Source organism: Parapedobacter sp. SGR-10, assembly GCF_011030405.1.
Taxonomy (GTDB): Bacteria; Bacteroidota; Bacteroidia; order Sphingobacteriales; family Sphingobacteriaceae; genus Sphingobacterium.
The window spans coordinates 67,395-80,139 of record NZ_JAAJTJ010000018.1; the positions used below are offsets into that span (position 1 = coordinate 67,395).

At 41.7% G+C, this 12,745-nt stretch carries 10 protein-coding genes; 4 read left to right on the plus strand and 6 right to left on the minus strand.

Going from position 1 to position 12,745, the window contains the following annotated elements; all coding sequences use genetic code 11:
- Window positions 1-42 precede the first annotated feature (42 nt).
- The 3 genes from G5B00_RS12875 to rseP all read left to right on the plus strand — a co-directional run bounded on the left by G5B00_RS12875 (window position 43) and on the right by rseP (window position 3,416).
- Window positions 43-834 (plus strand): hypothetical protein, encoded by a 792-nt coding sequence (locus tag G5B00_RS12875; RefSeq protein WP_163875964.1) that lies wholly within the window; start codon window positions 43-45, stop codon window positions 832-834.
- An 11-nt stretch (window positions 835-845) separates the two neighbouring features.
- On the plus strand, window positions 846-2,009 hold the full coding sequence (locus tag G5B00_RS12880; RefSeq protein ID WP_163875967.1) for a 1-deoxy-D-xylulose-5-phosphate reductoisomerase: 1,164 nt from the start codon (window positions 846-848) through the stop codon (window positions 2,007-2,009).
- Window positions 2,010-2,096: 87 nt separating this feature from the next.
- A complete protein-coding gene (rseP, locus tag G5B00_RS12885) occupies window positions 2,097-3,416 on the plus strand; it encodes an RIP metalloprotease RseP (protein WP_163875970.1) in 1,320 nt (439 codons plus the stop codon).
- Window positions 3,417-3,463: 47 nt separating this feature from the next.
- On the opposite strand, the gene ppk1 is transcribed toward rseP, so the two are convergent.
- From ppk1 to G5B00_RS12905, 4 genes are all read right to left on the minus strand, one after another.
- The gene (ppk1, locus tag G5B00_RS12890; RefSeq protein ID WP_163875973.1) at window positions 3,464-5,521 is read right to left on the minus strand and encodes a polyphosphate kinase 1; all 2,058 of its coding nucleotides are present in this window, start codon (window positions 5,519-5,521) and stop codon (window positions 3,464-3,466) included.
- Window positions 5,522-5,636: 115 nt separating this feature from the next.
- The gene (locus G5B00_RS12895; RefSeq protein WP_163875976.1) at window positions 5,637-6,014 is read right to left on the minus strand and encodes a hypothetical protein; all 378 of its coding nucleotides are present in this window, start codon (window positions 6,012-6,014) and stop codon (window positions 5,637-5,639) included.
- 4 nt (window positions 6,015-6,018) lie between these two features.
- The gene (locus tag G5B00_RS12900) at window positions 6,019-6,597 is read right to left on the minus strand and encodes a DJ-1/PfpI family protein (RefSeq protein ID WP_163875979.1); all 579 of its coding nucleotides are present in this window, start codon (window positions 6,595-6,597) and stop codon (window positions 6,019-6,021) included.
- Between the two features lie 267 nt (window positions 6,598-6,864).
- Window positions 6,865-7,419, minus strand: a complete 555-nt coding sequence (locus G5B00_RS12905; RefSeq protein ID WP_163875982.1) for an NADPH-dependent FMN reductase — start codon at window positions 7,417-7,419, stop codon at window positions 6,865-6,867.
- 474 nt (window positions 7,420-7,893) lie between these two features.
- Between G5B00_RS12905 and G5B00_RS12910 the strand changes: the two genes are divergently transcribed.
- Complete coding sequence (locus G5B00_RS12910) at window positions 7,894-8,685, plus strand: DMT family transporter (protein ID WP_205966835.1); 792 nt, start codon at window positions 7,894-7,896, stop codon at window positions 8,683-8,685.
- Between the two features lie 75 nt (window positions 8,686-8,760).
- Here the strand turns inward: G5B00_RS12910 and G5B00_RS12915 are convergent, their stop codons facing one another.
- Window positions 8,761-9,966: a hypothetical protein gene (locus tag G5B00_RS12915; protein ID WP_163875985.1), complete on the minus strand. Its 1,206-nt coding sequence runs from the start codon at window positions 9,964-9,966 to the stop codon at window positions 8,761-8,763.
- The gene (locus G5B00_RS12920) at window positions 9,947-12,367 is read right to left on the minus strand and encodes a DUF2339 domain-containing protein (RefSeq protein WP_163875988.1); all 2,421 of its coding nucleotides are present in this window, start codon (window positions 12,365-12,367) and stop codon (window positions 9,947-9,949) included. Before G5B00_RS12920 ends, G5B00_RS12915 begins: the two co-directional genes overlap by 20 nt.
- Between the last annotated feature and the right edge of the window lie 378 nt (window positions 12,368-12,745).

The window sequence follows — 12,745 nt, forward strand, 5'->3', positions numbered from 1 at the left end:
GAATGCAAAAAATATGTCATCTTTGTAACATTATCGTTCAACATGTTAGAATTTCTTAAGGAAAGTACTTTTAAGGCCAATGATGTCATTGTTAGGGGCTTGCATATTTTAAAGAGGCATTATATTTCGATAGCCGGATTGTGCTTCCTCCTGTTCATGACGAACAATCTGTCGACTTTTTTGGCCGGATATTTCGATGCACCGGCATTAGGCTTTGTGAAATACCCTCTATTTATTCTTTTTGTAACCTTGTTTTTTGGTTTACAGCTTGTTTTGATCAAGCGGGCGGTCTTGTTGGCAAAAGGTATCGAACGTACGGAACTGAAAAATTATATCCCTACTTTGAAACAGTTTGTGAACTTTCTGCTGGGATTGGTTATCTATTCGTTTCTCTCCGGAGTCGTTTATTTGCTTTGCTCTGTATTGGCGTGGCCGTTGTTGTATATAGGGGTCAATATGGAAACTATTTCCTATGAAATCAATCCCTTGCTGACCGGATTTGTAATGATGTTGATCCTGATAAGGATTTCTTTCTTTCCTTTTTTTATATTAGTGAATAATTTTAATATCTTTCGGGCAGGACGATTGAGTGTGGCTTTTACGAAAGGTAATGTCATTGATTTATTGGTATTGATGTTCAGTTTGGCATCCACCTATATTTTGCAATTGACATTCGAATATTTAGGGTATAGTCTTTTGGCAACCTTGTCTAGTGTACTAAATACGTTTATCGTTATTCCGCTGGTCAGTTTGGTGTTGGCAATAGCTTACACAGATATGATACAGGAATATAAGGGGAGTGACAACCCTGAATTGTTTAAGAATATTATTTAAGAGGTGTTGTTTTGGAGAAAAGGAATTTAGCGATCTTGGGTTCTACGGGAAGTGTAGGTACACAGGCTTTGGAGGTGGTGCGCAGCTTTCCGGAACGCTTTGATATCTCCGTCCTGACGGCAAATAATAATTATGAGACATTAATTGCACAGGCATTGGAATTTAGGCCTATGGCCGTTGTCATATTACAGAATGATCTATATAGTCCTGTTGAGGAGGCATTATCGGGGACTGGTATACAGGTTTTGTCAGGTGCTGATGCACTGTCTGAAGTGGTAGAACTGGAGCAGATCAATGTTGTGCTCAATGCCATCGTCGGCTCTGCCGGACTCAAGCCTACAATAAATGCGATCCAAAAAGGAAAGGATATAGCTTTGGCCAACAAGGAGACGCTGGTTGTTGCGGGTGAGCTGGTCATGGGATTGGCTAATCAGCATGGAGTCAAGATCCTGCCTGTTGATTCGGAGCATTCCGCTATCTTCCAATGTTTGGTAGGAGAGTCCAATCCTATTGAAAAGATCTACTTGACAGCATCCGGGGGACCTTTCAGAGGTAAAAATAGAGATGAGTTGCTTTTTGTGACCAAGGATCAAGCCCTCAAACATCCAAATTGGTCAATGGGTGCAAAGATTACAATTGATTCGGCATCGTTGATGAATAAAGGACTTGAAGTCATCGAAGCCAAATGGCTTTTCGGCTTATCGCCTGAGCAAATCGATGTGATCATACATCCACAATCTATTATCCATTCCATTGTACAGTTTGAAGACGGCTCGATGAAGGCCCAAATGGGACTACCGGATATGAAGTTGCCTATACAGTATGCCTTGACCTATCCTAAGCGTTATGCCAACAACTATCCTAGATTTGATTTTATGGCCCATAAAGAGTTGACCTTCGAACGGCCGGACATGGAGACTTTTCATAATCTGAAGTTGGCTTATCAAGCATTGCGAGAGGGAGGCAATCGTCCGTGTGTACTCAACGCGGCTAATGAAATTGCGGTAGAGGCTTTTTTGAGGGGCGAAGTTTCTTTTCTGGGTATGAGTGAAATCATCGAGGAGACATTATGTCAGATAAAGAATGTGGATAACCCGAATCTATCGGACTATATGGCTTGTGATGAAGAAAGTAGGCTTGTGGCACGAAATTTAGTGTTGAGTAGTGCGTACTGAGTGTTGTAGTCACAAGCAGAATGCTTGCGACAGCTAAAGAGAGGAGAGAGTTTTTTAATTTTTAATTTTGACTTTTTAATTTAATACATGGGAGCATTGGTAATGATCGGGCAAGTGATATTAGCCCTCTCTATATTGATCATATTGCATGAGTTGGGACATTTTCTGGCCGCGCGTATGTTTGGTATAAAAGTAGAAAAGTTTTATTTGTTTTTTGATGCCTGGGGTGTCAAGCTGTTCAAATTCAATTATAAGGGTTGTGAATATGGTATAGGCTGGCTTCCTTTGGGAGGGTACGTCAAGATTGCGGGAATGATCGACGAATCCATGGATATGGAACAACTCAAGGAGGAACCCAAGCCATGGGAATTTCGATCCAAACCGGCATGGCAACGCCTTATTGTCATGTTGGGCGGTATCATTGTGAACGTGATTGTCGGTATTGTCGTCTATTGGATGCTTACATTTGCGTATGGTGAGCAGGATATCGACAATACTAAACTTGTGAATGGTATCGTACCAGGTATCATCGGTAAGGATATCGGTTTGGAAGCAGGGGACAGGATACAGGCGATCAATGGTAGAACGGTGGTCAACTATAAGGAATTACTGTCTGCAGAGGTGCTGATGGGAGATGCTGTGCTGCAGGTCAGCCGTGAGGGACAGCTGTTGGATATCAAAGTACCTTCGGATATACTGAACAAGGTTGCGGATCACAAGAAAAATGAGTTTGTAGAGCCTCGTTTGCGTATGATGGGCGTGGATTTTGTGCAGGAGAAATCGGAGGCTGAGAAAATGGGGCTACGAGCAGGTGACAGTATCGTCCGTGTAAATGGCAGTCCTATCGTTTACTTTGATCAATTTAAGGCAGCTGTTAAAGAGAAAAGCAAGCAGACTGTTTCGCTGGATGTCATCCGTCAAAATGCACAAATTACATTGACAGGCCAGGTGGCCGAAGATGGCACATTGGGCTTTGGCATGAGATCGGATCCTAGTATCGTCATGATCACTAGGGAATACACTTTCACCCAAGCATTTCCCGTAGGGGTGAACAAAGCTTTTTCTATTATTACGGATAATATTAAAGGGTTTGGAAAGATATTTAAAGGTGACGTGAGGGCGGACAAGGCACTGTCCGGTCCCGTAGGTATTGCCAAGATGTTTGGTACTGAAGTGGATTGGTTCCGTTTTTGGAACTTGGTGGGTATGCTTTCTATGGCATTGGCATTTATGAACCTGCTGCCTATTCCTGCATTGGACGGTGGACATGTGGTCTTCCTGCTGATCGAGATGATCCAAGGAAAGCCATTGAGCGAAAAAGTATTGGAACGAGCGCAGATAATAGGATTCTTTATTTTGATTGCCTTGATGATATTTACGTTGGGGAACGATATTATCAAGTGGTAGATCCATAAAAAAAATCCCGAGTTTAAACTCGGGATTTTTTTTATGGATTATGCTTCTTTCAAGAAGCGATACAGTTCGATCTGGGAACGGAATTCTTCTTTTTTACCGAGGACGTAGGTGTTGTCCAATGTATCGTCCAATATCCTGGCTTTGACATTGTCCTTTAGCTGTATTTTCAGCATTTCTATCAATTGTGTCTTGATGTCCTTGTTGAAAATTCTAGCGGCAGCCTCGATGCGATAATCCAGATTTCGCGTCATCCAGTCGGCAGATGAAATATAGACGTGTTCCTTACCTCCATGGTAAAAGTACATGACACGAGCATGTTCTAGGTACTCATCGACAATACTGATGGCATGTATGGGTTTTTGAAATGTCTTTTGGTTGACGGCACAGAAAATACTCCGCACGATCATTTCGATCTTGACACCGGCCTCGGAAGCTTCATAAAGCTTTTTGATGATGGCCTTGTCGCTGAGGGAGTTGACCTTGATGATGATATGCGCTTTTTTTCCTGCTTTGGCTTCGGCTATTTCCATGTCCAGATAAGCAAGGATCGTATTGCGCATATCCGTCGGGCAGAATAAAAGTCCTTTGCCGGATTTCAAGGCTTGGGAAATGTCAGGCTTAGCTTTTTTCAATCCGGCAAAAAGCCGGTTGATATCGGCCATGATATTTCTATTGCTGGTCATCAGACAATAGTCCCCATACAATCGAGCAGTTTTTTCGTTTATATTACCTGTGCTGACGAAACCGTACTGTATGGTTTTGTTGTTCACTCGTTTCTTGATGATACAGAGTTTGGCATGTGTTTTTTTGTGGGGTAGGCCTATGAGAACTTTGACACCTTCGGTCTCAAAACGATCTTTCCATTCCAGATTGTTCTCTTCATCAAACCTTGCTCTAAGTTCCAATAGTACCGTCACTTCTTTACCATTGCGTACTGCATTGACCAATGCATTGGCTATTTTGGAATTCGGCGCCAAGCGATAGGCAGTGATCTGTATAGAGATCACTGCCGGATCCATAGCAGCTTCGCGCAACAGATCGATGACAGGTGTGAACGTATGATAGGGCAAGGAAAGCAATACGTCCTGTTGGACGATGACATCCGTGATTCTTTGTTGTCCTTTGAATAGGGGATGGACGAAAGAAGTACGCTCTTTGGGGGTATGGTACTTGGCGAATACCTCTGGAAAGTCCATAAAATGTTTGAAATTATGGATCTTTTGTCCGGGAATGATGCTGTCCTTCTTGGAAAGGTTTAATTTTTTGATCAGATATTCGACCAGTTTTTGGTCCATGTCTTTGTCAAAGACAAAACGTGTCGGTTTGCCTTTCCGTCGGTTCTTTACGGCCTTGGCTATTTTGTCGACCATGGTCGTGTTGATATCGTAGTCCAGATCGAATTCGGCGTCCCGTGTGATTTTGAACGCATGTGCCTTGAATTCATCAAAACCGAAGTAGGAGAATATAAATGGTAGGTTGAATTTGATGATATCCTCCAATAATATGACATGTACTTCGTTTGTCGGAGAAGGAAGGATGATAAAGCGGTTGATCTGACGTGTCGGTATTTCGATGATGGCAAATTTGGTTTCGTACTGCCAGTCTTTTTTCATCATAGCGACACCGAGATACAGGGACTTATCCCGTAGATAGGGAATAGGACGCTCATCGCTCAGTAGCAACGGAATAACATTGGATTCGACTTCGTCTTCGTAATATTGCTTGACAAAAGCTTGCTGTTCTTTGTCTAGATCTTCACTGGTCTTGATAAAGACATTTTGCTTGGCCATCTCCTTTTGGACGTCCAGCCAAATGTTGTCAAACTTTTTTTGTTGTTTGATGACCGTTTCATTGATTTCGTCCAGTATAAGTTGGGGTTTTTCAAAGAAAATATCCTTGGCTTCTTTTTCGTCTACGGCCAAAGCACGCTTGAGACCTGCTACGCGCACACGAAAGAATTCATCCAGATTGTTTGAAAATATACCCAAAAACTTGATGCGTAAGGGTAAAGGGTTTGTCTTGTCTGCTGCTTCCTGAAGTACCCTGCCGTTGAAACTCAGCCAACTAATATCTCTAGGAATAAACTTTCGTGCCATGCTTGCTTTGATTTCTCCCGCTAAAGTACTTTTTTGATGTTATCTGAATGTTAAGTTAATGTGAAATGCAGTTTTTTCCGCAGATTTAAACAGTAGGGCAAAAAATCTTTTGTCCCTACTTCTTTCCCGTTCGTTTAACAATATTAATGGCTTGGTATCTGGCGGTGTCGTAATGTGGAGGATCTATGGTCAATGTAGTCGGATAAGGGTAGTTTTTATCGAAAAAAAATACCTTTGTCGTGCTGTTGAAATCATTGACGGGAAACAGATCGGCACAGGCTTGATAATCTGCTTTGTCCGGATCACCTACGGATATAGCATATACCCGGATGATACCACCTTTGTTTTGTTCGTTTCGTACAAATGCGACTTCCTCAAACTGACCGGGCAGAGAATCTATACCGGGCTGGTTAAAGGAATCCCATAATGCATAGACCAATACGACAAGAAGAGCTATGGCCAAAAGCCATAGCTTTTTGTTTTTTCTGATCATCTTGTTATAGTTGGATAGAGATGCCTAAAAGTCTGTAAAATTCCTTCAAGATGGTTTGATGTCCAGGCCATGCGGGTGACGTGACCAGATTACCATCGACTATGGATTGATCCGCAGAGATGTTTTTCCATGTACCTCCGGCCAATTCAATGTCCGGTCCAACAGCGACGTAGGCAGTCAGTGTCCGACCTTGCAATACTTGTGCTGTTGTCAACACCTGGATGCCGTGACATATGGCTGCTACAGGCTTATTTTTTTCGAAGAAATGTTTGACGATTTCGATTACACGTTTGTTCAACCGGATGTACTCAGCCGAACGTCCGCCTGCAATATATAGACCGTCGTACTCTTCGGGGTTGACACTGTCAAAATCTTTATTGATAGCAAAATTGTGACCACGAAGTTCTTTGTAGGTTTGGTCTCCGGTGAAATCGTGTACGGCAGTAGGTACTACATCTCCGTTTTTGCGATCCGGAGCTATGGCGTCCACCTGAATGCCTACCGAACCCATTGCCTGAAAAGGTACCATTGCTTCGTAATCTTCTACATAATCACCTACTAATAACAATACTTTCTTTGCCATGATAATATGCTGTTTAAATTATTCTTACAATATACCAAAAAACAATCTAAGGAACGAAAAGTTTGCGCTTCATCAATTCTTGGCGGCAGAGGAATTTTGGTATTAATATATCTGGCGCAGGCGTCTCCCTAGAATCGCATACGCGTAAAGATAAGGGTAAAATCAATTCTATTCATTCATAGATTTCTCGTCGTACCTCCTCGAAATGACGACTTTGGTTATTATCTTGATGCTAATACGAGAATCGGGATGACTACAATAAGTACTTTATTGTACTCTCTTCGCCATTTCCCGTTTGGTCTTACGGACTTTGGCTTCCAGCTGGCTACGCAGCAAAGGATTGGTTATACCTTTCCCTTCTTCAAAATTTGTGTAAAAGTTGGGGAGGGAAAAGGTTTCCAGGATATCTGCACCATCACGGGGAAGACGTTGTGTGGCGATTTCTAGTACAGACTGGCCTCCTCTGGCTCCATCACTGGTGGCCATTAGAAAGACTGGTTTGCCATTGAATACTTTACGCCCTTTGATACGCGAAACCCAGTCTATCGTGTTTTTATAGGATGCCGCATAATTTCCATTGTGTTCGGCAAAGGATATAAGGATAAGGTCTGCTCCGTCTATCTTTTCGGCAAACCGTCTTGCTTCCTGCGGGATGCCGTTTGCGATTTCCCTGTCTCTGGAATACAGCGGCATCTCGTAATCGTTCAGCTCCAGTATTTCGATGCTATCGTCTACTTCTTTGTAATATTTGCTTGTACTTGTTACAAACTTTTTATTGATCGAGGTTGAGCTGTTGCTGGCTGCGAAAGCTAATATTTTCATGTTGTTACCGTAAGGTCGTCCCTATGGGACTTGTTTGTTGTCTATTATTTATACTATGGGACTATTTTGCTGTTTCCTAATTTTCATGTTTTGATTTTTAGTTCCGTAGAGCCTGTTGTTCCGATTATCGGAAAGCGGCCTTATGGATATTTGAGAATTATCAACTCTATTCAAATTTAAGTGATTTTGTATAAATTCAAATCATTTTCTGTATGTTTGAAAGCAGAATTTAGAGAATATGAACAGAAAAAGTTGTCTCCCTCCGCCGGGAAATTAATAAGTGTATGTGTTTTAGTATGACGACTTGCCCAATCGTATGGCAGAATAGGGTTGTTGTGCTTTTGAAAATGTAATTTATTAATTTCTAAATTCCTCTTTGAGATATACTTTTTATGAAAAAATCATATTTGATACTGCACATTGCGGTATTGTTAGCCGGTTTTACCGGTATTTTTGCCAAACTGATTTCGTTGAATGAATTTCCTCTTGTTTGGTTCAGGATTCTGTTTTCGACAATTATTCTTTTTTTTTGTACTGAAACTGTTTAATGTGGTTCGCTGGGCATCGACCAAAGAAGCCTTTAAAATAGCCAGGGTTGGTTTGTTGATTACCATTCACTGGCTTTTCTTCTACGCGAGCATCAAATACTCCAATATTTCGATTGGAGTAGTCTGTTATTGTCTGACGAGTTTTTTTACAGCAATCTTCGAACCTTTATTGAATAAGAAGAAGTTTAGCGCCGTACAACTTTTACTGAGTGCATTGACCTTGTTTGGTATCAGTCTGATCTTCCACTTTGATACCTCGTATCAGCTTGGAATTATTTTGGGGGTGGTTTCTTCAGCTTTTGCGGCGCTGTACACGATTTACAATGAACGTTTGGTCCGCTCGTATGACAGCAAGCTGATCAATTATTACCAGATGGTCGGTGGTTTGGTGGGACTGACTTTACTATTGCCGGTGTATTTTTATCTTTTTCCAGATGTGCGTTTTGTCCCGAATGTTGCAGATACGATTTATTTGATCTTATTGGCTTTGTTCTGTACAGTTGGTTTGTACGTGCTCTTTGCAGAAACGCTCAAAAAACTGTCGGCATTTACGGTCAATCTGAGCTTTAATCTGGAACCGATTTATGCCATTATTATTGCATTTTTGTTTTTTAAGGAAGGGCAGGAGGTCAACGTCTCATTTTATATCGGGTTGGCTTTTGTAATCGTGTCTGTCGTGTTGCAGTCATTGATATCGATGAGGGGAAGGCAAAGTTAAGTCGGGTACACGCGACATGGATGTCTAAAAGCCTGTCGAAGCTGGCGCGGATAGGTAGGTGTGCGCCAATTGACATTACTTTTTCTTCATGTCTCTCAACAGGCTATTGCCGAAATAAAATACAATCACGACACCAATAACAGAGCAAATAATCAATATGAGATTTCCATATTTATTTTTTGTCTCCGGCTTGGTGCTTTCCAATATTTCTATAGACTTGATAGTGACCTCTGCCAATGTGTCTGGCAGTTGGAGCTCGGCTTTACGGAGATCATAATTAGGTGTGTTCCAAGTCGTATCGGCTTCCAACGAATAGGTAAAACCCTTTTTCAGCCCGACGATAAGCTGTATGGGTTTTTGAAATAAAGAGACACTATCTATTTGCAGTGGAGGGTTGTCTTCATTGAATATCCTGATATAAAAGTTGGGATCAAGTATGGGATCGACGGTGTCCCCATGTTTATTTTCCGGATGCAAGGTTAGGTATGCCCTTGTCCGTATGTGTTTCGATTTTCTACTTTGTGCAATTGTGAATACCTCGGCTTCCCGATGATAGGGCGGAGGCGTGGCAATATGTATCTGGAAAAAATCAACCGGGGAGTAATAGTCTTTGGATAGGGACAATACCGTTGTTTTTGTCTTTTTGTCATTTTCCAACTGGAATGAGGTGTTCCTTAGCTTTTCGTAAGAAGCAGGGACAGCCTGCGTTTCCCATTCGCCGATATCCAAAATATTAATAGGCGAAGAGGATTTATTATCAAATGTGATGCGTATATAGCTATAGTCTGTACGGGGAAAACCAATGGATTTCATCGTAAAGGTTTGCCGCTCATCATACAATCCATCTATGTAGCCTTGACTGACGAGATTGAACCATACCTGTTGGTCGTTGCTGCCTTCTATGGTGTACGTCTTGTGCGCAGTCGTATTGGCTATTTTAAAGACATAGTTTTGCTTCTCCTGTTTGTGGATATTGTCTACAACAATGATTTCTGTACTGTCTACCGTATTGAGCTGTCGATTGTACACTACAGGTCTAAAATCTGTAGTTTCGGAACCTTCTGTCTTTACTAGATAGGGGACATCATTGCCTTTTTGGTCTTTGATCCGAAGCATACCTGTGTCATGGCCTATCCGGGCACGGAACTCCTGCGGTACGGCAATGACTTGCCAACCATTTTGTGTAGCTTCTATACGTGCCTGTATCTGTTGAGCAAACGAGTTGGTACAGAAGATACAGGCAAGAATAATCCAATATATATTATTCAGAAATTTTTTCATGATCGTCTACTATAAGCTTTTTGATTTTTTGATAGACAAAAGAGATAATCAAGATCAATACGCCCAATAGGATGAATGCAATAATCTTGCCTGTCTCGGAGACATCCCGGATGTCGTAGATAAAAAGTTTGGCTATCGTGATACCCAAGAGTGTCAGAGCGATGATGCGAATCGGTTTTGTGTTGAGCCGTATGCCGATGATCAGTAGAGCAAAGGACAATACACCCCATAGGATAGGAAAGATAACCTTGATGACAAAATTTCTTATATCAAAATAACTTTCCCAATCGGTCGCACCAAACAAGAAACCAATATTGACTTCGGTACTGCATAAGTACACGATGAAAAAAGCGATAAACCACGGAATAAAAGGCTTCTTGAACTGTATAGGTGCCGATTGGGTTATCATAGTCCTGACAAAAATCCAAACCTGATAGAGCAAGCCTATCAGTGCAGCATAGTGTAACCACATCGCGAATGGGAAAGTATGAAATTCGTCATAGAATACATGTTGCTTTTCGATCAACGGAATACGGTATGCTGCAAAGATATAAAGCAACATGTTGAATACGGCTATGACTGTACCCCATTTTGGAAGATTTTTGCTGCAAAGTACCACCAGCCCCGTAGTATAGAGGATATGGTATAGATAGAGAAAACCATAAATGGTACCTGTATTGGTAAAATAAGCATCTGCCTGATATCCTATTTCAATCAAGGGTAGTATGTATCCTAATAATATGGCCAGGTTTAGCACTAATTTTCTGTACACAAGCGGATCGAGTGTTACCCCAAGCGATTTGTGACGTTGGCTCTCATGTCTGAATAATCTGTAGGTCATGACAAGAGAGGCAATAACCAGTATTCCGGTGAGGAAAAACATATTGATCCCTATCCTATACGGTACCATGCCGTCCAGATAGGCGGTCAAATCCATAAGGAGACTGATAATAGCCAATCCTTGAACGATGACACCGGCCAATGTGAACCCGCTAAGGTGTGATTTTTTGGTCAGCCAAAACAGCAGTACAGCTTCACATGCCCAGAATATGGTGATGTAATTGCCTTCAAACTGTACCGGAATGGTAATAGTGGCCAAAGTGAGCGCCAATCCGATCAGTACATACACGATATTCCTGTCAAACTGATATTTTTTGTAGATGACGAAAGCAAATATAATGTTGTATGCGCCGAGCAGAATGGTGTACAGACCTACATACTGCGGTGCTACCGTGCTCAATACATGGTGTCCCACAGCGTAATAAGCAGCGGTGTTGGTGATCAATGCGGCAATCTCGTAGTTTGCAAACTTATTGTGGTGTACGACATTGTTGAGTACAAAAGCTATACTGAACAGGATGTAGAATATGGAACAATATAGCAGGCCGTGTGCAAGAACGATAGGAGAAGCAAGCGCATACTCGCTTAAATACCATCCGGCAAAAAGTATAGTCGTGAGTACAAATGCTGTAAAATTAACAATAAACCAACGCTTGAAATAGGAAACACTCAACATACCTACATTCAGAATGGCCAGATAGGTAAAGAGAACATGGTAATTTCCTTCTCCTGTACTGACCATAAAAGGTACAGCAAATCCTCCGATAAATGATAACACCCCAAGCTCTTGGCGGTCGTAGGCTACAGAGACAAAGACACTGAATACCGTAATGATGATCATTAGCACAAAGGTCGTTGTCTGGCTAAACAGACCGTAATCGTGAAAGGCTATCCCTATCGTAAAGTAAAATACAGCAACGGCTCCGGCCACGAGTACCGAACTGAAAGCTTTGTACAGCAGACGGAGGCGATGGGCTATACCGAGCAGTATGGCGCCGCAAAGGATCCCTATCCCCACGCGTGCCGGTTCGTTGATCCAGTCCTTGTCGATGGCATACTTGACAAAGAAACTGATACCCAATACTAGGATGACGATACCGATTTTGTTGATCAGGTTTTCACCAATGAATTTTTCGAGATCGGGATTGTTGTGTTTGAAGCGTTCGAACCAGGATAGTCTTTCCACAGGTTCTGCGGGGATGTTTACGGTCTCCGTTTCGGTGTTTTCTACGGCTGTCTCCGCTTCTGCGAGAGTAGATTCTATAGGCAGAGGTGGAGGAAGTGTAGTTTCCTCTTCCAGATAAGGGGCTTCTTCCTCTTGTATTTCCTCGTATGCCGGTGTTTGGGGTTCCGTGAAGGGTATATTTGTTGTGTCTTCCGGTCTAGGTTCGACCGTAACGGTAGGAGATACTTTCTTGATGTCTTCTAGCAGGGATTGAATATGCAGTAACCGTTCAAAAGTTTCAGCAAGGCCATTTCTCAGCTTGGTGATTTCTTCCTTTTGTTTGATAAAGAGAAATATGAGCACAATCAGTCCTATACATACCAGTGTTATTTCCATAAGTTATCGTTTGTTAAACAAAAAATACGTTCTAATCTAAGGTTTGTTTTGAATGTTTTAGAAAAAAATGATTTTAATTTTTTAGTATGTTGCTTTTTGATTTGCCACGAAGATACTAAGGTCTTGAAAACGTTTACCATAAGGCCGTCCCTATGGGACTTTTTGTGTTCTAACAGAAGCTCCGTGGGAGCAGCCTTTACCATAGAGGTGTACGAGAGAATTTTATTTATCGGTAGGGTTTCATCGGCAGATTCGTTTCACTTGGTTTCAAAAATGTCAATGTTGTCAAAATATAATTGTATGTTTATGTGCTAGAGTGGATGAATTATAGGCACTTGTTAGGTATTAAACTTAGGACGTACAATTTATATAATGAAA

What these genes read in the sequence shown, in the direction of transcription:
- G5B00_RS12875 (WP_163875964.1), top strand. Translation starts at nt 43, where the DNA reads ATGTTAGAATTTCTTAAGGAAAGTACTTTTAAGGCCAATGATGTCATT.
- rseP (WP_163875970.1), top strand. Translation starts at nt 2,097, where the DNA reads ATGGGAGCATTGGTAATGATCGGGCAAGTGATATTAGCCCTCTCTATA.
- ppk1 (WP_163875973.1), bottom strand. Translation starts at nt 5,521, where the DNA reads ATGGCACGAAAGTTTATTCCTAGAGATATTAGTTGGCTGAGTTTCAAC.
- G5B00_RS12895 (WP_163875976.1), bottom strand. Translation starts at nt 6,014, where the DNA reads ATGATCAGAAAAAACAAAAAGCTATGGCTTTTGGCCATAGCTCTTCTT.
- G5B00_RS12900 (WP_163875979.1), bottom strand. Translation starts at nt 6,597, where the DNA reads ATGGCAAAGAAAGTATTGTTATTAGTAGGTGATTATGTAGAAGATTAC.
- G5B00_RS12905 (WP_163875982.1), bottom strand. Translation starts at nt 7,419, where the DNA reads ATGAAAATATTAGCTTTCGCAGCCAGCAACAGCTCAACCTCGATCAAT.
- G5B00_RS12910 (WP_205966835.1), top strand. Translation starts at nt 7,894, where the DNA reads ATGAATTTCCTCTTGTTTGGTTCAGGATTCTGTTTTCGACAATTATTC.
- G5B00_RS12915 (WP_163875985.1), bottom strand. Translation starts at nt 9,966, where the DNA reads ATGAAAAAATTTCTGAATAATATATATTGGATTATTCTTGCCTGTATC.
- G5B00_RS12920 (WP_163875988.1), bottom strand. Translation starts at nt 12,367, where the DNA reads ATGGAAATAACACTGGTATGTATAGGACTGATTGTGCTCATATTTCTC.